This is a genomic window from Paraglaciecola mesophila (genome assembly GCF_009906955.1).
GTDB lineage: Bacteria > Pseudomonadota > Gammaproteobacteria > Enterobacterales > Alteromonadaceae > Paraglaciecola > Paraglaciecola mesophila_A.
This window is the reverse complement of sequence record NZ_CP047656.1, coordinates 4,042,157-4,063,050: the sequence shown is the minus strand read 5'-3', so window position 1 is coordinate 4,063,050 and position 20,894 is coordinate 4,042,157. Positions and strand designations below refer to the sequence as shown.

The 20,894-nt window shown below is 44.7% G+C and carries 15 protein-coding genes; 5 read left to right on the top strand and 10 right to left on the bottom strand.

Annotated features, from left to right (window positions below):
• The first annotated feature begins 205 nt into the window (after positions 1–205).
• The 3 genes from sbcD to FX988_RS17265 all read left to right on the top strand — a co-directional run bounded on the left by sbcD (position 206) and on the right by FX988_RS17265 (position 6,728).
• A complete protein-coding gene (gene sbcD / locus FX988_RS17275; protein ID WP_160182221.1) occupies positions 206–1,558 on the top strand; it encodes an exonuclease subunit SbcD in 1,353 nt (450 codons plus the stop codon).
• On the top strand, positions 1,558–5,244 hold the full coding sequence (locus tag FX988_RS17270) for an AAA family ATPase (RefSeq protein WP_160181338.1): 3,687 nt from the start codon (positions 1,558–1,560) through the stop codon (positions 5,242–5,244). The genes sbcD and FX988_RS17270 overlap by 1 nt, the downstream gene beginning before the upstream one ends.
• Before the next feature lie 881 nt (positions 5,245–6,125).
• Positions 6,126–6,728: a thiamine biosynthesis protein ThiC gene (locus FX988_RS17265; protein WP_160181337.1), complete on the top strand. Its 603-nt coding sequence runs from the start codon at positions 6,126–6,128 to the stop codon at positions 6,726–6,728.
• Between the two features lie 1,008 nt (positions 6,729–7,736).
• Here the strand turns inward: FX988_RS17265 and FX988_RS17260 are convergent.
• The 3 genes from FX988_RS17260 to FX988_RS17250 form a co-directional block, all read right to left on the bottom strand.
• Positions 7,737–8,360 (bottom strand): HNH endonuclease, encoded by a 624-nt coding sequence (locus tag FX988_RS17260; protein WP_160181336.1) that lies wholly within the window; start codon positions 8,358–8,360, stop codon positions 7,737–7,739.
• Entirely contained in the window at positions 8,353–9,486 is a 1,134-nt protein-coding gene (locus FX988_RS17255; protein WP_160181335.1) for an AAA family ATPase, read from the bottom strand. The genes FX988_RS17260 and FX988_RS17255 overlap by 8 nt, the downstream gene beginning before the upstream one ends.
• 124 nt (positions 9,487–9,610) lie before the next feature.
• A complete protein-coding gene (locus tag FX988_RS17250) occupies positions 9,611–10,048 on the bottom strand; it encodes a hypothetical protein (protein WP_160181334.1) in 438 nt (145 codons plus the stop codon).
• A gap of 1,132 nt (positions 10,049–11,180) precedes the next feature.
• Between FX988_RS17250 and FX988_RS17245 the strand changes: the two genes are divergently transcribed.
• On the top strand, positions 11,181–12,473 hold the full coding sequence (locus FX988_RS17245; RefSeq protein ID WP_160181333.1) for a spinster family MFS transporter: 1,293 nt from the start codon (positions 11,181–11,183) through the stop codon (positions 12,471–12,473).
• 57 nt (positions 12,474–12,530) lie between these two features.
• On the opposite strand, the gene FX988_RS17240 is transcribed toward FX988_RS17245, so the two are convergent.
• The 3 genes from FX988_RS17240 to grxB all read right to left on the bottom strand — a co-directional run bounded on the left by FX988_RS17240 (position 12,531) and on the right by grxB (position 16,381).
• Positions 12,531–14,288, bottom strand: coding sequence for a DEAD/DEAH box helicase (locus tag FX988_RS17240; protein ID WP_160181332.1), 1,758 nt, complete (start codon positions 14,286–14,288; stop codon positions 12,531–12,533).
• Between the two features lie 76 nt (positions 14,289–14,364).
• A complete protein-coding gene (locus FX988_RS17235) occupies positions 14,365–15,564 on the bottom strand; it encodes a nucleoside phosphatase (protein ID WP_160181331.1) in 1,200 nt (399 codons plus the stop codon).
• Between the two features lie 157 nt (positions 15,565–15,721).
• Positions 15,722–16,381, bottom strand: a complete 660-nt coding sequence (gene grxB, locus FX988_RS17230; RefSeq protein WP_160181330.1) for a glutaredoxin 2 — start codon at positions 16,379–16,381, stop codon at positions 15,722–15,724.
• A 318-nt stretch (positions 16,382–16,699) separates the two neighbouring features.
• Between grxB and ggt the strand changes: the two genes are divergently transcribed.
• A complete protein-coding gene (gene ggt / locus FX988_RS17225; RefSeq protein ID WP_160181329.1) occupies positions 16,700–18,451 on the top strand; it encodes a gamma-glutamyltransferase in 1,752 nt (583 codons plus the stop codon).
• 405 nt (positions 18,452–18,856) lie between these two features.
• Here ggt and FX988_RS17220 read toward each other — a convergent pair whose 3' ends face one another.
• The 4 genes from FX988_RS17220 to FX988_RS17205 form a co-directional block, all read right to left on the bottom strand.
• Positions 18,857–19,126 carry a hypothetical protein gene (locus tag FX988_RS17220; protein WP_254700650.1) on the bottom strand — a complete coding sequence of 90 codons (270 nt, stop codon included), beginning with the start codon at positions 19,124–19,126 and terminating at the stop codon, positions 18,857–18,859.
• 47 nt (positions 19,127–19,173) lie between these two features.
• Complete coding sequence (locus tag FX988_RS17215) at positions 19,174–19,620, bottom strand: hypothetical protein (protein WP_160181328.1); 447 nt, start codon at positions 19,618–19,620, stop codon at positions 19,174–19,176.
• 4 nt (positions 19,621–19,624) lie between these two features.
• A complete protein-coding gene (locus FX988_RS17210; RefSeq protein ID WP_160181327.1) occupies positions 19,625–19,930 on the bottom strand; it encodes a DUF883 domain-containing protein in 306 nt (101 codons plus the stop codon).
• A gap of 353 nt (positions 19,931–20,283) precedes the next feature.
• A complete protein-coding gene (locus FX988_RS17205; RefSeq protein WP_160181326.1) occupies positions 20,284–20,883 on the bottom strand; it encodes a DUF502 domain-containing protein in 600 nt (199 codons plus the stop codon).
• Between the last annotated feature and the right edge of the window lie 11 nt (positions 20,884–20,894).

Sequence of the window (20,894 nt, the reverse complement as noted above, 5' to 3'; positions counted from 1 at the left end):
GCTCCATATTAGCGCATAACCACGCCCCAAAAAAATTGTCACTCAAGGGAATAAGCAAAGAGTCTACGAGGGGAAATACCTAAGGTTGAAAAAGAACGAATAAACGCGATTAGCAAAAAATAGGCAGCTCTATTCTGCTCAGGACGAATACAGTACACTGTTTGTCCGCGTTAAATGACTCGAAAAACCACTAAGGACTTGGCGTATCAACATTCTACACACCTCAGATTGGCATCTAGGGCAAAATTTTTTCACTAAAAGCCGCAAAGACGAACACCAAGCCTTTTTAGACTGGCTACTTAACGTCATACAAGAGCGCGCAATTGATGCAGTTATCGTTGCTGGGGATATATTTGATACCGGCACTCCACCTAGTTACGCTAGGCAGATGTACAATCAATTCGTGGTAGAGATGAGCAAATTGAGCTGTACATTAGTGGTACTAGGGGGCAACCATGATTCTGTCTCAACGTTAAATGAATCTAAACAACTGCTCGCTCGCCTGCACACCCACGTGATTGCTAACACCAGCGGCGATATAGACCAACAGGTTATCGAGCTAAACGATACAGCAGGCCAAGTGGGGGCCATACTGTGTGCCATCCCTTTTATTCGCCCTCGAGACGTACTGCAAAGCCGCCCAGGTGAAAGCAGCGAAGACAAAAAGCTCGCCCTAAGCGAAGCTATAAAAGCGCACTACGCCAAGATCTATCAGCATGCGCTGGAGCGTCGCAACCTGTTAGTCGAAAACCTCAGTAACAAAGAAAATAACGCTCCATCAGTTATCCCTATTATCGCTACTGGCCACTTAACCGCGTTAGGTGTGAGCCAATCTGAATCTGTGCGAGAAATATACATAGGCACCCTAGATGGCTTCGCCGCAGATGGTTTTCCTCCCGCAGACTACATAGCATTAGGGCATATTCATCGGCCGCAAAAAGTCGCTAAATCTGAGCATATTCGTTACAGCGGCTCCCCAATTCCTCTTAGTTTCGATGAACTAACGTCTCAAAAACAAGTTGTGCTAGTCGAGTTTGATAAAGAAGGTCAGCGCAACATTACGCCATTGGATATTCCGCTTTTTCAGCCTATGGCGATGCTCAAGGGCGATTTGGAAAACATAAAAGCACAATTGACACAATTTTCGCTTCTTACCGACTCAACTAGCACTGGGGATGATGGTCAAATTGACAGCCCAGTGGGTGAAGACATCAACAATGCTAAGACCGCCCTAGCGCCCACACCTGAAAAGCCCACCTGGCTGTGCATTCAGATTGATGTGCAAGACTACTTGAGCGATTTACAGCAAAGTATTCAAACCTTGACCGAAGGGCGAAACGTCGAGGTACTGCAATTAAGTCGCACCCGCACCAGAACAAGCCAAGGGTTAAATCAAATCAACAACGAAACGCTGGCTGAGCTGACCCCATTTGATGTATTCGAAAAGCGCCTTGAACTTGAAAATTTCGAAGGGCAAGAAGCGCAGCAGCGCTTAATACACATTCGCCAAACCTTTAGTGAAATAGTAGAGGAAGTGCGTCACAAGGAGGCTGAATAATGAAAATACTTAGCCTGCAATTTAGCAACCTAAACTCATTAAAAGGCCAATGGAAAATAGACTTTCGCCAAGCACCTTTTGCCGATAATGGTGTGTTCGCCATCACCGGCCCCACTGGCGCCGGCAAAACCACCCTGCTAGATGCCATCTGCTTGGCGCTTTACCATGAAACCCCGCGCTTAGGGGCGCTGTCGGCCAATAATAATGAGATCATGACCCGAGGCACAGCCCAGTGCAGCGCCGAAGTGGAATTTGAAGTAAAAGGCGTGGCCTATCGCGCCTTTTGGAGCATGCGTCGTTCTCGTGACAACCCAGAGGGTAACTTGCAGGCCGCCGTGGTTGAGCTAGGTGAAGTCGCCACAGAGAAAGTACTCGCCAGCCAAATCAAGAAAAAAGCCGAATTAATAGAGCAAATCACCGGCCTTGATTTTGGCCGCTTTACTAAATCTATGATGCTCTCTCAGGGGGAGTTTGCCGCCTTTTTAAATGCCGATGAAAAACAGCGCGCCGAGCTGCTAGAAGAACTGACGGGTACTGAAATTTATGGCCTGATATCCGAAAAAGTACATGAGCACTACAGTCAAGCCAAACAACAGTTAAGTGAGCTTGAAGCTCAGGCAAAAGGCGTTCAACTGTTAAGCGAAGAACAAAAACAAACCCTCATCGATGAACAGCAAGCCCTTCATACCAAACAAAAAGAACGTCAAGTACAAATAAGTGCCACCCAAGCGCATGTTAATTGGTGGCAACAGCGTCACGCAGCCGAACAAACACATGAGCAAGCCAAGCAGCTACTCGCCCAAGCTCAAACAGATAAAGCGCAGCATAAAGCAGAATTGCAGCGCCTAGCCAATAGCCAACCGAGTGAAGCGCTACGCGCGCCGTTTGAGCTACTCAACGACGCCCAAAGCCAGAAAGTGCGCGATGAAAACGCCCTCTTGCGTCACGAGCAGTTGCTGCATACAAGTGAAGCGAGCTTAGCTCAATGTAAAGATACCAGTTCAGCGCTAACTAGTGAGTTTCAAGCAGCGAAAGCAGCTTATCACATACAAGAAACCTTGCTTAATGATGAAGTCATCCCCCTTGATAACGACATACTCAAGCACAATGACCTACTCACTCAAACCACCACACAACATACGCAGTTGGCCAGCAAACACACACAGCTTTTAAGGGAAGACTCGCGAACGCAAAGCGCCCTAGCCCAACAACAAACAAGCTTAAAAGACGCGCAAGAATATATTGAGCAGCACAGTGCTGATGGATCATTAAAACAATATTTAGGCCAGTGGCAGGTTCAAGCAGAGCAGATCAAACAAGCGCATCAACAGCACCAGCAACTGGCCAATAAACTGCAACAAGAGCAAAGCCAACTGCAGCAAGCACAGCAAGAGGTAGAGCACAAAAAACAACAAAACGATGCCCATAATGCACGGACAAAACAATTAGAAAATGCTTACCAGCAGCAAGCTGAAAAGCTCACAACACTTGAACAGCAAGGCGCGCTGGAATCGCAAGAAAAACAACTCGATACCTTACTTGGTTTCGCCCCTACGGTGTTGGCAATCAAAAATGCCCACCAACAATGGCAAAACCAAGCCCAAGAACTTACCCAAAAACACACTCAGCTCAACGAAAATCAACAACAGCAGAAAAGGCTCACAAGCGAGCGTGAAAGCATAAAACAGCAATATGTGGCTAAAAACCAGCACGTGACGCTACTTAGCCAACTCATTAGCCAAGAAGAGCAGTTAATTCACTTTCGCGCCGCCTTGCAAGACCAGCACCCATGCCCCTTGTGCGGCGCGACAGAACACCCACTGACAACAGAAGAAGTGGTTGATATTCCTCACCGGGTTGCACAAAAGCAACAGCAGCAAACAGAACTTGAACAATTAGAAGAGCAAGGCAAAGAAGTTCGGGCAAAACTCGATGCCTGTAAACACGCCGAGACTGAGCTTAAGCAGCGGGTTGAATGGCTCAACCAACAGCAGCATCAAATCACCAATAGCTGGCCTGACATGTGCAAAACCTTGGAACAACATTTTGCCCTGCACCTCGCTATTGATAATACCGCAGCGCTCGTAAACCTTGATCAACAAATCAAACAGCAAACCCAGCAATTACAAAACCAGATTTACCAGCTAAAAAATCAAGCCCGAGCGACATTAGCCAGCAAAGAAGCCTGGCAACAAAGCCAAGTACAACATCAACAGACAACCTCGGCTTTGTTATTGGCAGAGCAGACGGTTAAAAACGTAGAAAATAGTGTGCAAAGTCGCACAGGTGACATGCAAGCGGCCAATGATACTTTAGCAACCATGAGCCAAAACGTATTGGCGCAAATTAAGCAACATGGCTATGCGCCGCCTCAATCAGAAACGCTATTAAAGTGGTTGAGTAGCAAAGAGCAAGACGCCAAACAATGGGAGCAGCATGTTAGCCAGCTTAATGACGCGTCGGCACAAATTGAGAAGCTCACTACCACTCAACTACATCAGCGTAATCAGTTAACCGACATCAACAACCAACTAACAGAGTGGCAGCAGCAGCGTGAAGCACTCAATAAACAGCTTGAAGCACTAAACACAAAACGTTTTGGCCTGTTCGCAGACAAATCAGTAAAAGCGGAACGTGAAACCCTCGCAAATAAATTAAATGCGCTGGAAATTCAACATGAACAAGCCCAGCAGCAACTTCGCCAAGCTGAGCAAAAGCACAATACTCATTTGGCCGATGTAGGAAATGCCAACGCCCAACTGCAACAAAGTCAAATCCGCTTGCAAACAAGGCAACAAGAATGGCAAGTAAAGCTACAAGCCAGCCCTTTTGCTGACCAACAAGCCTTTGAAGCGGCCTTACTTGATGACACCACCCGTGAGCAATTACACACTCTCAAACAAGCGTTAGACGACAAGATTGCAAAATCAGACGCACTACTTGAGCAAGCACAAACCCAAGTTAACGCGCTTTTAGCGCACAGCAATGCCGGTGTGTGGCAACAGCAAACACTCGACAAAGTAACTGAGGCATTGAGTATGCTCACGGACGCGCAACACAATGCCAATAAGCGCGAAGGTGAAATCACGCAAGCCTTGAATTTCGACCAACAGCGCAGCAGCGAGCAACAAAGTTTATTCAGTCAAATAGCACAACAGCGCAGTGACTTTGAACATATTCACTACCTACACTCGTTAATTGGTTCGCAAAAAGGTGACAAATTCCGCACCTTTGCCCAAGGGCTCACCCTTGATAACTTAATGTATTTAGCCAATAAACAATTAGAACGCCTGCACGGCCGCTACCTACTTAAGCGTAAAGCCAATGCCAGCTTAGCTCTTAGCGTCATTGATACCTGGCAAGGGGATATTCAGCGCGACACCAAAACCCTCAGCGGCGGCGAAAGCTTTCTAGTCAGCCTAGCACTCGCCCTAGCGCTTTCAGAGTTGGTCAGCCACAAAACCAGCATCGATTCACTGTTTTTAGACGAAGGCTTTGGCACCCTAGACAGCGAAACCCTAGATATCGCCCTCGACGCCTTAGATAACTTGCATGCCTCGGGCAAAATGATTGGCGTGATAAGCCACGTTGAAGCCATGAAAGAGCGCATAGTGGCGCAATTGGCAGTGACTAGAAAAAGTGGTTTAGGCGTGAGTGAGCTTGATAGGCGCTACGCGGTAGTTTAGCAAACGCGTAGCTTGTTTATGTGCAGCGGGCACAGAGCACAGCTTCTCTAGGGCATGCGCTGCGCACACTAAGATTACGCTTCGCTTAATTATGGCCTTCGGCCACAGGGCACAGCTTCGCTGCGTTACGCACTGCGTGCGCCAAGCAATCGCTTTGCTCACCATGCGCAACGCTTATTTATGGCCTTCGGCCACGTAGCATGTGCTGCGCACACCAAGCATTCGCGTTGCTCACCGTCATCCATGACGTTTTTCAAGCCTCATCCATGAGGCCCGACATACTTTTCTTCAACAGCTAAGAAAAGTAAGCAAAAGAAGCCGCCCTCCAGCAAGTCACTTTACCCTGCGCGTCTCATCTAACACTGGTCGTGAAAACGCGTTCCCGACGCGACTTTCACTTGAATGACATCCATGTCATTAACCCAGCGTTAGACTTCGATGCTCGGGGTGACTTGAGTCGGTGAACAAAGCATGCGCTGCGCTTATCGTCATCCATGACGAATCATTCACCCGATAGGAGCGTTGCTCCTAAGAGCCTCGGGCTCACCCCTGTCTGGACATCTGACAAGCCAATTAAAAAGATGGAAAATTGGAGTCGTGAACCAAAGCAGCGACTACGTCGCCAGAGGTAGTACCTACCCCTCAGATAGAGTGGCGTTTTCGGATATCAGTTTCTGAGCAAATAATATTTGAATGCTGTTTAGCTGCCAGGTGAAAGAATTAAATAACTTCCCCTGTCTTATGCAATCCAACATAAAAACTATTTCTTAGAACGTTTTAGTGAGTTGCTACTTATTAGTGGTGAGCCATATCCGCTAGGGCGAATCTAGTAAAATAGAACTATGAAAAAACGTTAAATTTTAAACTATTAGAGGTACACGATGGAGTTTACGAACAAACGCACCATGCTAATGACAGCATCTTTAGTATTATTGGTGGCAATAACACAGATTATTTATACTGCCCTTTATGTTGCTGAAGTTAGCTTTTCAAGGCAAGTTTTATGGGGGCTAGAAGCATTAATATTTACTGTTCTTGTTGCTTTTGCCGGTGCATCTATGGTGCAGGCAAAAAACTGTCAACTAGGATGGTCGGCTATAGCATTTAGTGCTGCGATTAACATAGTGCAGGTGAGTATTGGTCTGACTTTGTTTTCAACATTTGGCAAAGTTGCAGGTAGCGTTGAAGGGGCACAGCCTTTAATTGGTGGTGTGGTAGCCTTGTCTTTCATGATTTACTACGCAGCCAAAATGTTATTGGGATTAGCAGCCATTGTTTTCGGAATGGCAAGTTTAGCTAAAGGTAGCAAAGCGATAGGCGGCGTGACAACGTTAGCGGGTGTAGTTGCTATGTTTGCCAACGGGATTTTAATTACCTTTGGCCGCGACGGATTTCTTCCCTCAGGTGTTGCTGGTGCCTCAGGCGTGGTAGCAACGTTACTTTTAGCGATATGTTTGATAACGCTTTACCGTAAGGAAGATTAAGGCTTATCCCCTTACCCCTGAAAGTCTTACATCGGTGCATAATGTATGTGCCGATGTTTTTGTATTTAGTAAATTATGTGGTGTCAAACCAGAGCCGTTTAAGTATTAAGCAAAGGAATTTCAGACACACCAGCCCTTATTTATGGCCTTTGGCCTAGAAGCACAGCTTCGCTGCATACACACTGCGTGTGCCAAGCAATCGCTTTGCTCACTTATGTGCTGCGCACACTGAGATTACGCTGCGCGTAGGGCATGCGCTATGCGCACCAAGCATTCGCGGTGCTCACCATGCGCTTTGCTTATTTATGGCCTTCGGCCACGTAGCATGTGCTGCGCACACCATGCATTCGCGATGCTCACCGTCATCCATGACGGGTATGACTCTCCTCCCTACGAGCCAGTAACTTCTTTTCAACAGCCAAAAGAAGTCACCAAGAAAGGCCGATCTCCAACCAATTTTTTGATCCATATTTTGAATTGTCTTCAATGCCAGAACGGCGAAAGGTAACATCCCTGTAAAGCACTTCGCCTTGTCCAGACGTCCATGTCTGGACATCTGACAAGCCAATTAAAAAGATGGAAAATTGGAGTCGTGAAAAAGCCAAAACATGCGCTACGCGCACTAAAATCTGAGATGCTTTGGGTGTCTTGAGTCGGTGGAAAAAGAAAAAAAGAAATGGCTACGCCGCTAAGAAAGCGGCGTTTTCGAGTGCGAATTTAAAATGAATTAACATGGGTGTCCTGTTAATTCATTCCGCCGCTAGGAAAGCTGCGTTTTCGAGTGCGGATTTGAAATGAATTAACATGGATGTCTTGTTAATTCCAATGGCTGTCTTGTTAATTATGACATCCATGTCATTCATCCAGCGTTAGTCTTCGATGCTCTGGTGACTTGAGTCGGTTGAAAAAGATAAACGCAACGGCTACGCCGCTAGGAAAGCTGCGTTTTCGAGTGCGGATTTGAAATGAATTAACATGGATGTCTTGTTAATTCCAATGGCTGTCTTGTTAATTATGTTTTGGGGCTATGGCATCAAAAGCTTCTTGCAATTCGGGGTTCTCTATTTCTACCCTAGGCCGGTTGCCCTGCGCCATGTCAAAATTATTTTTTTCCAGACGGTCTAATTTAAAATACTCGTAAGTGAACGCACCTTTATAACTGCTATTTACAACTGAATACTTCAACATAACTTTACGACCAACTTGCCCTGCTATCAGCAGTAAATGAGAGTCATAGTTATCTAAATTGGGGTGAATGATTTTATAGTACCTTGAGCGCAGTAGTGTTCCTGTATGACCGACATTTATTCCTTCGAGAAAGTCAACTTTTGACTTTTTTATATTCATATTACAGCGCTTGCATGAGGCTGAAAGATTTTTACCTTTAAACATCTGTTTTGGAAATAATGACTTTGGTAGGATATGTTCGATGTCTATAACCATTCGAAACTCTCCATGTATATTCCTACCACAATAGCAGCATCTATCCTCTGTTTTTGTTAATCCAAAATTTTTAATTTTATCCTTTAAAGAAGTTAATGATGGGTTTTTATCCCATCCAGTGTGGCCAATGAGAGATGCTGCCTGCATAGAACTTTTCTCTAGGTCAGTAAATGTTGGTCTATTAGGCATTAGAAGTCCTTGAATTATTGATTTTTTCAATTATCTCATTAACACCTTCTAAGAAAGTAATCTGCCTAGTGTCGTAAACTTTGTTTTTATACCCTTCTATGATTTGTAATGCATGGCTATATTTAATGTTATTCGCGTCAAAATCATTTATTGTTTCTACCATTTTGTTAGATAAAAACCTATTTTCAGGAGTAATCACTCCGAAGACCTCTGAAAGCAACTCTTCATTGTTACTTGCCTTTTCGTCAACCTCTACAACAAGTCCATTTCTTGGGGTAAATATTTTGTATAAAGCGTTATCTAATGGAATGATTTGAGGTGAATGTGAGGCCACATAGATCTTTGGTTGAAATAAGTAAAAAACATCCAGGATCATATCTATATATTTACGCTGCCACCTCGGGTGCAAGCTATTTTCAGGCTCGTCAATAAGGATTACAGTGTCTTTATCAATATATGAAGAAATATGAACCAACATTGAGATGATCATCAATTCACCTGAGCTAGCATTAGCTAATGCTATTTCAGAGTTTTCTCTATACAGGTAAGTTCTAAATCTTTTTATAATTTTATATTTTTTTAAAATTCTCTCGTATCGTATAAATGCTGACAAAGCAAAGCCCGCGACATTGTTGTTTTCTTTAGTTACTGCCCATAGGCTTATAGCAACAACTGATTCTCTAGAAAATGGTTCCTGGTATTTTTTTATTAAACTTAAAACATCATAAAGACGCTCATCTTCTTTCGCTGCAAGATGTAGCGACTCTATGTTGTCCGACTCAAATCCTTCGACCTTTATTCCTATTCTTGGCGAGTATTTTGCGTATTCCAAAGCGTTTATTAGATATTTAACCCTATCAACATCGCTGTAGGAATCGCCTAATAATGATTTTTTGATTGTTCTTTCAACCATGTTTCGGCCTTGGCGACCACCATAGAAATGGAATTTTCTTCGCCTTGAAGTGAACTTATCATGTATAGAGGTTGCTATCGCTATGACTGTTTTATTGTCATTTAGGTAGTCTAAAGAAAGCTCATTCAAAAGAGCACTTTTACCAGTTCCGTTTTCGCCAATGATAATTTTGATATTGGAACTTGTATTTTTAAGATTAAAGTTATTACTCATCTACCTGAATCACCACCAATTTTGAGTGCCCCATAACGCTTAAGCTAAACAGAAAACGCGAGTTCTTTGGACGAAGTCCAGCGAGTGCTTTTCTGTTTTAAGCTTTTTTTATACATAAACACAGCTAACCAAACCTTATTGATCCAGGTGACTGATAATTTGAATCTTTGTAAATACCTTCACAACTTAAACATTTCCAGAAAGAAGTACCACCACCTTGAAGACGAATTAGCTTTTTCTCGTTGTCATAGCACTGTTGGCAAAATGGACCATCTTTATCTCCGCCCTTTTCTACGAAATAATAAGGCTTAGACCAAACAACCGATTCTTTCATATTTAGTAGAGTTTGAAGCTCTGTAATAAATTGATCTTTTTCAATTAAAATGGCTTGAACATCTGCCAATTCCATTTTTATATCAGCTAAAGAGCTTATAAGCTCTGCAATCTGGAGCTTAACTTCTGCTTGCTCTAAAGAAGTACCACTATTTTTTATTAATTTAGCAATATCTGTTGCCGTTTTAATACTGCCTAGTGCAGAACCTAATATTGCAATATCAACCATACGTATCCTTTATGTATAACAATATTAATAGTCGGAAAAATTCCGCATTTAATACGCGGATGCAATCACGGCATTTTTCCGCCTTTCCTTATCTGTCTTTTTTAGCATACACCGTAACTTGTTGTACAGGTTAAATTTTTTCCATTTCTTAAACTCGTTGTTGTAGAAACACGGAAAACTTCCAAGATCTTGCTGTTTACCGGAAATCGTGACGAATTTGTGCAAAAAACAGTTTTAGGTGGTGCTCTTTATCACTAATTTTTGTGGTTCGGCTAAGCGTAATCCCTGTGCGCGAAGCGCATGCTTTGGCTTTTTCACGACTCCAATTTTCCATATTTTTCTTCGGCTTGACAGATGTTCAGACAGGGACGTCTGGACAAGGCGAAGAGCTCTACAGGGATGTTTCCTTTCGCCGGTCTGACATTGAAGTCGATTAAAAATATGGATCAAAAAATTGGTTGGAGATCGGCCTTTCTTGGTGACTTCTTTTGGCTGTTGAAAAGAAGTCACTGGCTCGTAGGGACGAGAGTCATACTCGTCATGGATGACGGTAAGCAACGCGAATGCTTGGCACACGCAGTGTGTAAACAGCGAAGCTGTGCTGTGTGGCCGAAGGCCATAAATAAGCGAAGCGCATGCTTTGTTCACCGACTCAAGTCACCCCGAGCATCGAAGGCTAACGCTGGTCAGATTGCCGGGAGCAATCTGAGTGAAAGCCGCGTCGGGAACGCGTTTTCACGACCAGTGTCAGACGAGACGCGCAGGGATCAGTGACTTGCTGGAGGGCGGCTTCTTTTGCGTACTTTTCTTAGCTGTTGAAGAAAAGTATGTCGGGCCTCATGGATGAGGCTTGAAAAACGTCATGGATGACGGTGAGCAACGCGAATGCTTGGTGTGCGCAGCACATAGTAAGCAAAACAACCGGTATAATTGTTCATTCATAATAAAAATAGATGCTTAGCTTTCAACTTGTAACCACCCAGTAACCGCATTGTTACTGACTTGTAAACGAACTAGCATTTTATGTAGTGCCCAGTGAGCACCCTCACGACCATTTCTGATGCTTGAGCGGATAAAATTTAGTCGGCATACTCGATTTTCCTATCAGCCATCGCTACTTGAGAATCTTCTTATGAATGCGGAAACACGCAGTTATCGACGCTATGTCCTGTTTATTCTTACCTTGGTTTATATCTTCAATTTTGTTGATCGCCAGATTCTGGTCATCTTACAAGAACCGATTAAAGCCGAGCTTGGCCTGTCCGATACCCAGCTAGGGTTATTAACCGGTTTCGCTTTTGCTTTGTTTTATGTGGTGGTGGGCATTCCCATTGCCCGCTGGGCTGATGTGGGTAATCGGCGCAATATTGTTAGCCTAGCCTTACTCATTTGGAGCGGTATGACCGCTGTGTCAGGTTTGGCGCAAAACTACACCCAATTACTGCTAGCCAGAATTGGGGTGGGGATTGGTGAAGCCGGTGCAAGTCCCCCTTCCCATTCGATGATTTCTGATTATTACGAGCCTGAAGAGCGCGGTGCCGCCATGTCTATTTACAGTATGGGGCTGTACCTGGGGATCTTGGTTGGCCTTTTACTAGGTGGCTGGTTAGCAGATAAGATTGGTTGGCGTATGGCATTTTTCGCCGTTGGGTTGCCCGGTATATTAATGGCCCTTGTGGTGCGCTTAACCTTAAAAGAGCCCCCTCGCGGTGGCTCAGGTATGGTGTCTGACCCGAACGTTGGCGAGAAATATACCTTCAAACAAACCTTAGGCTTTTTGTGGAAGTCTAAACCCTTTCGCACCGCGGCCTTTGCAGCTGGCTTCTGTGCGTTTACCGGTTATTCTACCCTGACGTTCATCCCCTCTTTTCTCATTCGTAGTCATGGTATGAGCATCGCTGAAGTAGGGGTTTCATTAGGGCTTATCATTGGCTTTTCCGGTGTGATTGGCGCACTTAGTGGCGGCTTTTTAGCTGATAAATTCGGTAAAATGAATTTACGTTGGTATTTGTGGGTACCTGCTATTGGGGTGCTCCTTTCTGTTCCCTTTAGCTTGTTGGCACTAAGCCTAGACTCGTTGACTTTGGTGCTCGTGTGTATCTTCATTAGTAATGTATTTGGCTCTTGCTACCTTGGACCGACTATTGCGATTTCCCATCACTTGGTGAAACCGTCTATGCGCGCGATGACCTCTGCGATCTTGTTCTTTATTCTTAATATCGTCGGCCTAGGTTGTGGCCCTGTTGTGACAGGTATGGTCAGTGACTTTTTAGCCCCTGAGTTTGGCATTGAATCTCTTCGCTATGCGTTAATATTCTCTAGCTTGGTTATCTTGCTCGCTGTGATGCAATACCTTCGCAGTGGCTCAGCGCTATCAGCCCATGAGGCATCTAAAGAATCACCTAAGGAGCCCGCCTCAGTTTAGGTGCCAAAGGCCTAAACATAGCCAATTCGAGGCATGAAGTGCTAGCGCAACGATGCGCTAGCCAAGTGAGTTGGCCTTACGATAAGGGCCTTGGTAATCAAATAATCGTTCGGTGACTTGCCAATGGTGTTTTTGCTTTTTGGCTATCACAAAGTCAGGCGTTGGCAGATAAGGCAAAAAGTCTTGCAACTCGTTAAGTGAGTCGAAATAAACCGACTGGGTGCCGCTGGCTATTCTTCGTGCGAATAAATCGTTAAAGCGTTGCCGCGCTTTTTTATAATTGAAGCGAAACGTTTCTGATAATGTCAGGCCATCTTCGTCGTGATAGGTGATTTTTATACTCTTTTCTGCTGTGTTGATCACAGGGGTAATAGCAGCGCAGCGCAGTACTTTATTATTATTTAAATTTAACGCTTTTCGTAATATATCGTCAGGGTCGATGAGCTTCTCATTGCAGTGCTGGCACTGTCTGGCAGCAATGTCATTTTCTTGATTACAATAAGGGCAGTGTTTAAAGCGAAAGCGATAAGTGCACTGAGTTTCACCAACTGGGGTGTCAATCAAGCCTTGGCAGCGGCGGCCAAAATGTTCAAGAATATGACCTTGTGCGTCTTTTCGTCCCCAAAATGCATTGGCAAAGTCGCATTGAGGGCAGTGAATTTGCACGGCAATGGAGTCTGGGGTCGGCTTTTTCTCGCCAATTTCGGGCTGAAAAATATCGTAACCGTTATTGGTGTAGTCCAACACTAAACAGTCTTTCTTGCCTGGGCTGAGGCGTAAGCCGCGGCCAACAATTTGTTGAAATAAACTGATAGATTGCGTGGGGCGTAAAATTGCAATCACGTCCACGTGAGGTGCATCAAAGCCTGTGGTTAATACCGATACGTTCACAAGGTATTTAATTTTTTTGCCTTTAAAGGCAGTGATGAGCGCGTCACGTTGCTTAATCTTTGTTGCGCCGGTGATTAAGGCGGTTTGCTGTTCGGGTAAATAACCGCAGATTTCTTTTGCGTGATCGACTGTGGCGGCAAAAATCATGACCCCTTCGCGGTCTTGACTCAGCTGCAGTATTTGCTCGGTCACGGCCTTCGTCACTCTCGGGTGTTGATGAATGAGCTCATTTAAGGCGATATCATCGGTGTTTTGCTCACCGTCTAAGCTTTCTGTTAGCAAACTAAAGTCATAGTGAGCAACGGCAGCATCGTAATGAATGGGTGGCGTTAAATATTGATTCTTAACCATGTACTGCAACGGAAGCTCGAAAATACACTTTTTAAAAAAAGACTGAGCTGAGGGCCGTGCATAGCCATGGTAATGATGCTGATAAATCCAACCATTGCCTAGTCGATAAGGCGTAGCAGTTAACCCAAGCATTTTTACATCTGGGTTCAAACTGCGAAAATGTGCCAACGTCTTACTGTATTGAGCACTATCCTCTAGGCCTACTCGATGGCATTCATCAATAATAATTAAGCTGGCAGGGGCGTGAAACGCATCTAAGTTTGCCGACAATGATTGAATACTGGAAAAGGTGGTTTTTGTGTTGCTGTCTTTTTGGCCTAACCCTGCTGAAAAAATACCTGCTTGCGAGCCAGTCGCAAGAAACTTAGCGTGATTTTGCTCAACCAATTCTTTGACGTGGGCAAGGCAGATAACACGGCCTTTAGCTAACCGACTCAATTCAGCAATAACCAAGCTTTTACCTGCCCCGGTAGGCAATACAATAACAGCGGGATCATTGCTTCGCCTAAAGTGCGCTAGGGCAGCATCGACCGCTTGCGTTTGGTAATCTCGTAATATGAATGCTTGGCTCATTAAATTTACAATCGAGTCTATTTAGCCCTGGATCCTATCAAAAATATCAAAGTAGAGGCGCTTGATTTAACCGTTATCAGTGCTGTAAACAGCCAGATGCCATCCAGCGACATACCGGCGGCGTCGCCACCTCCGCTAAGCAGTTTTCGATTTCACACTGTACTGCGCCTCGCGTCCAGCTTTCTTCTTTGGTCGTGGTTCTAGCTAGGGGAATATCAAGAGTTTGCAAATATTTATCTAAATAAATAGGGGTAAAGCAAGCGCTTTGAGGTTTATAGCACGCACTACTTTTATTGAAACAGCATTCGTTAATGTCCGTTTCTTTTCTATAGTTAAATGCTCCAGTTAACGTCCATTTAGAAATATTTTTCAGGGAATTGGGCAAGGTATTCGTGGTTCCTCTTATTTTCTGTCCCTCTTTAATTCCATCGGTGCCTTTTGCCCCTTGTGTTATGGACGATGAATAATTATACGGGTCTTTTAGCGCTGAACTGGCGCCTTTAACGGTAAGTAAAATTTCATCGGCGCAACGTGCAACACTCCAATCTTTTAGCCCATCCCCTACCCCAAAAGCACAATTTGGAGGGACAGGATCAATAGCGGGAAAGGTCAGTGATTTAGGGGCTTCATCTTGGCCTAAGCCCAGATAAGAATAGCTGTATATCTGTATCGGTTTGCCATTTACCCTGACCTTTTTAACGGCATCATTGGTTGGTGAGCAATCTGGGCAAGGGAAGGTCACTTGTGATGAGGCGCCGCCCATTTCAACCATCCCAAAATCAGTCGTTCCACCTGTATCTTGTAGACTTAACCAAGCAAACAAGCCTTCTTCGAATCCGCTGATTGTTTTTGTTTCAACTAACACCTCTGGTCCAACTTTGGCGGCCAACTTTAACCCTAGGGCTTGCCACATAGCTAGGCTGCCTTCGGGATTAGATTGTTCTGCGATACGCATACCGGCAGTAGCATATATTTTTGCTGATGCTATATTGCATTGATTGACCCAATCAAAGCCTAGCCATTCGGGTTCTCCGTTATATCGTTCCCCGTCCCTTCTCATTAGGTCTAATGAGCTGATAACACGACCAACAATGCTGTCGATATCCGTTATATGGCTATCGGTAACGCCACGCAAAGGGTCAGCAAGAGCGCCCACTTTCGGGCCGCTATGGGTAATCAGATTTGTGCCTGTTTGTTCATATATAAATAAACGCGTGCCGCTACTTCCTGCATCATAGATGATATGACATACATTTTTTGCGGTGACAACCGGCACACCAGTACAGCTAATTAAAGTCGAAATACAAAAAAATATCCGCGCTAAATAGGGTATTACCTGAAGCAAAAAACAATCCTCTTACCAACAAGGTTTTTCAATGGGGTATCAAATGAGCTTAATTATATTCAGCACTGAGCATGGTAGTTGCAGCACATCATTGCGCTGCATCATAAAACAATGGAATGCTACAGGCTGTAGAAAAGTAGTCTATATACGCACGTATTTTTACCGGTATTGTCAGCCCCTTGATTAAGGTGATGCCCCTTAGTCGACCAAATAAGGTGATATCATCAATAGAAAGCTGCTCATTCACACCCGTTTCACTGTGTAATAGGCTTGTCAATCTTTCTAACTGGCTCTCTAATTCTTTTATAAGTTGCTTGCTACTGGCCAATGCATCAGAAAAAGAGCCAATTTCTTTGGTTTTTTTATTAACGAAATAATCAACAGCAGCTTGAGTTTGAAACTCCTTGACTGGTGAGGTGATCCACCTTGGGTAGAGTAGCTGCTTAATCAATGGGTTGACGTCTTTCAACCAAGCCGAAATGTCCGCTCTGTTAGCTGAAGGAGAAAATATTGGGTTACCATCAAGTTGATCAATATAGCTCACTATATCCATGCTTTCTGGCATAAAGCGGCCATTTGGCTTCTTTAAAATTGGGCATGCTTTAGCTCCTATCATTGATATGGGCGTTGCTTCATCGTCGTTAAGTAACACGGTTATTTCAACAGGTACGTTTTTCATAGCAAATGGCATACGGGCCATCACGCAGTATGGGCAGTGGTCGTAAATATATAAGTGCATGTTAGACATAATAAAACTATCTCTTGAGGTTTAGATGAGGTGAGCGCATCGTGCTCCCCAGCATAATACCAATCGATGAAAATCGATAACGTGAATAGCGTTTTTTCTGAGCTTATTTAAAATAAGGCGCTTATTTGTAAGTTTAAAGAGCAATTAGGTTTCATTTTTTGTCAGTCCATTGTCAGTAACTGGTTATTTGTGATAGAAAATTGGTGGGTGATACATATTAGTATCGTCTGTTGGGTGTACTGCGCATTTTGAAACCGTTCAAAAGTGATTCTCGCCTCTTTAATTTCAACACAAAATAATAACTATCGGGAACAAACAATGAAGTTTCATATACTTGCCTTCGGGGTGTTATCCGCCAGTCTTTTGGGCTGCAGCTCAGCAGAAAAGCAGATTGAGCAAACAACAGTAGAACAACCCAAACATCAAGCCATGGTGGTCACCGCCAATCCTCATGCGACTGCTGCTGGGTTAGAAGTATTACGTGCAGGTGGCTCAGCGGTCGATGCAGCCATTGCCATTGAGTCAGTGTTAAGCCTAGTGGAGCCGCAAAGCTCTGGCTTAGCTGGTGGTGCCTTCATGGTGCACTATGACAATGAGAGTAAATCCTTGGCGGTTTATGATGGCCGTGAAACCGCACCAAGTGGTGCCACGCCGGATATGTTTATGCTGGAAAATGGCGACTCCATGCCGTTTATTCAAGCCAAAACCAGTGGTTTGTCTACGGGCGTTCCAGGCATAGTCGCTATGTTGTCAATGGCCCATAAAGACCAAGGCACCTTAGAGTGGAAAAGCTTGTTCAACTATGCCCATAAACTCGCCACTGACGGCTTTGAAATATCCCCTCGCCTGCACGGCATGCTAGAACGCTTTGGTAAATATATCCCTAGCACCCCAGATCAAGGGCCGACCGATGCCCACGAGTATTTCTTTGATGAAGCAGGTCAACCTCACCCAACTGGGTATGTATTGAAAAACCCTGAGTATGCGAGAACCTTAGAGATAATTGCCAATGACCCTGAGGCGTTCTATCACGGCGATATCGCAAAGAAAATTGCCGCTATGGTCCAGCAGCAACCAAGAGCGGGTTCATTAACGGCTGAAGATATTGCAGCTTACCAGCCGGTTAAACGTACTGCGCTTTGCCAAGATTATCGTGATACGCAAATATGTGGCGCGCCGCCCCCATCTTCATGGTTGGCCGTAGGCATGATCATGGGGATTTTAGAGAATGGTCCTCGCCCAAGTGCTGCTGGCCCTGATGATCCTAAAAATTGGGCCGTACTCGCTCAAGCTCAACAATTAGCCTACGCAGACAGAGACCAGTTCGTCGCTGACCCGAACTTTGTAGACATGCCCATTAACGGCATGTTGAATAAAGAATATCTTGCCAAGCGCGCTACGCTTATCTCCGATAAAGCAACACCTGAAACCTACGCCGTTGGTGATCCATGGGCATATAACGACATCCCTAGCGATAAAACCGCTGGTATTGATGCCACTCAAGATGTGCATGGTACGACTCACTTTGTCATTGTGGATACTAAAGGCGACGTAGTCTCTATGACCGCTACTGTTGAAAGTATTTTTGGTACGACTCGCATGGTAGTTGGGATGTTTTTGAACAATCAACTGACCGATTTTTCGTTTCAACATCATGATAAAAATGGCAACGCCATCGTTAACGCCGTGGCCCCTAATAAACGCCCACGTTCATCTATGTCGCCATCAATTGTATTGGATAAAGACGGTGCTTTCTTAATGGCGACAGGTTCACCTGGCGGCAACAACATTATCGCGTATACGGTAAAAACCATGGTGGGCGTATTTGAGTGGGGCTTAGATCCTCAGTCTGCCGTCGACTTACCAAATATGGTCGCCCGAGGTAAAACGGTCCGTTTAGAAAAAGACCTAACACCCGATTCTCTGATTTCAGCCATGCAAGACATGGGCTTTGATGTGGACGCTTCAAAAGGCGAGAATTCTGGATTGAGCGTGATTATGCGCCGGCCCGATGGTAGCCTTGAAGGGGCAGCAGACAAACGCAGAGAAGGGGTAATTGGCTCTTTCTAGCCCCTAACGTTTGGTTTTCTGCACACCGTTTTCAGATGCCAAAGGCGGTAGTTTTCGACGGTATGCTTGCGCTACTTTCGAAAACTACCGCCATATCAAACCCATCAGGATCCCTTACCAAGCTCTACTTTGCTGTCACTTATCCTTTTCTGATTTTAGGCGGTTAGCCTTGCTAATGAAACGACTAGGTTTGCGCTCTACGCAGTTATATCCAGCGTGTTTTCCTAGAACCTAACAATGCACACTGTCGCCTACCGTCAGTAATGACAGCAGGCGAGGTACAGTGGAATAAAAAAGGAGTCACAGAAAAGCGGCAGAGGAATATTGCCTTTGGTGAGACGTGTGACTCCTACAAAACTGGTTCCATCTACTCAGCGAATGCTAAGAGTGGATTGATGATTATCATTACAATAATCCAGTCATGCCCACAATGCGCATGACTAAAGGTAAACTTGCTGGCTTTTTATTATTCAGCATGCCAGCTGCAGCGCCCGTAGCGAATGCCGCAATCGGCGTAGCGGGCTGTCGGCAAAACTCTTTGTTGGCACTGATAATTTGCTCTTTTCTTGCCAAAATCATTTGTTGGTTGGCATAAGCTTGCTGCTCTATTTGTTCAACCGTTGTGAGTCGTCGTCCGAGCAACACTCGGCTCAAAAAATGTCGTACTACCATCATCAGACTCCTCTATCGTACTTAGCGAATTGGCTACTCATACCACTACCCTAAGATGATTTAGTCGCTGAAGCATCTGACTGTTTCAAACTCAGCGTTAAAGCATCCCAAGCTCGAGTAAAGCCGATATGTTTCAGCAACGCTCTGATCGTAGACACTATGCCCACCAATACCAAGCCGTTTAACAGTAAAATACCGCTGCCTATCCATATCCAATGCAATCCTAGCTGGAACAAGCCCATGGCCAGTGTCGCGTTAAGGGTCAGCCATAATGTGGAAACAACCGCAACAATTAACAACACGCCAACCAATACCAGCAACAAAGCGCGAACAGATAGTTTCCACTCACGCCTTGCCATGTTTTTGGCCAATACCAATTGATGCTGGTAACGCTTACCGGCATCAGTAGCCGCCCCGATGATTTCCTTAATTAGCTCAACTTGCTGAGGATCTTGACCCTCAGCCACACGCTCCTTGTCCGGGTTAGGCATATCCATTTGACTAGCGCTTACGTAGTAACGATGTTAATAACATACCCGCAGTAAATGCGATCCCTACTGTAGCAACTGGGTTTTCGCTGGCGAAACGGCGCACCTGTGAACCATTCCATTGCTTAAGCACTTTGTCATGGGTTTCACCTAACGATTCAGCTGAGCGCTGGGCGGTGTCACGTACTGACTTTTCTGCTTTGGCCGCTTTGCCAGCGACCGCGTCAACCGAATCGTGCAATGCTTCTTGAGCGCGTTTTGACACTGGCGAATCCGTATTCGTTGTATTTTTTGATGTCGTCGTTTTTGCATTTTCCATGTTCATCCCCTTACAATTTTGTGGCGGTAGCAATCAAAAGACTGGGTAAACCACGTTGGCTACAATCCTTCTAACCAAAATTAGAAAATTTATCTTGGTTAGCGACTTACTAGAGATAAAGCAATGGCTATGCCACACGTCGAATATGCGGCGATGACTAGCATACATGGGGCCTCTGTAAGATTGAGCTATCCAATGCAAGACAGCCTTACGAAAGAGGGTGGGAATTTATTGCACAAGGCGTGCATTTTTTACGGGCTAAAAATGCCTCTTTTCACTCGGGTGAGAACCGCCCTAAACGCCTGCATTTGCAGACACCAGAGCTAGGTTGCGAACAAAACACTGTTTAAGGGTTAATCAGTTTTATTGTCTCGCTTATCAAAATCATTCTTAGATTGGCTGCCCCCGGTTAATGCAATACGCATGGCTGATTCGACGTCTATGTCCAGTGGCGTCACTTTGCTGCGGTCTATATATAAGGTGTAGCCACCGATTTGGTAACTTAAAGGAATATAAACACCGATTTTCTCTTCGTCTTTGAATAACGTTTTTCCGCCTTCGAGATTAGTCACAAAACCGATTAAATGAATACTGTCGCTAATTTGAACCGACACCACACTTTGCATCTTTTGTTGCTTACCCACGTTGATTAAATTTACCGCATCTTGGATAGCCCCATAAAAGGTTTTGACCAAAGGAATACGCTCAAAAAGGCGCTCTCCCCAGCGTAGCAGCACTTTAATAACATAAGCGTTAACCAGTAAACCGGCGAAAAATAGTAGCGCTATCCCCGTTACCACACCCAAACCTGGGAAGTAATATTGCGCTGGAATAATCGGTGTTAGGGTGCGCTCAACGCTTGTTATAAGCCAGTACAGGGCATAAATAGTAAGCGTAATGGGCACAACAGCCAGCAAGCCTTGAACTACCAGCAGCATTATTTTTTTTAACATGTATCAACTCT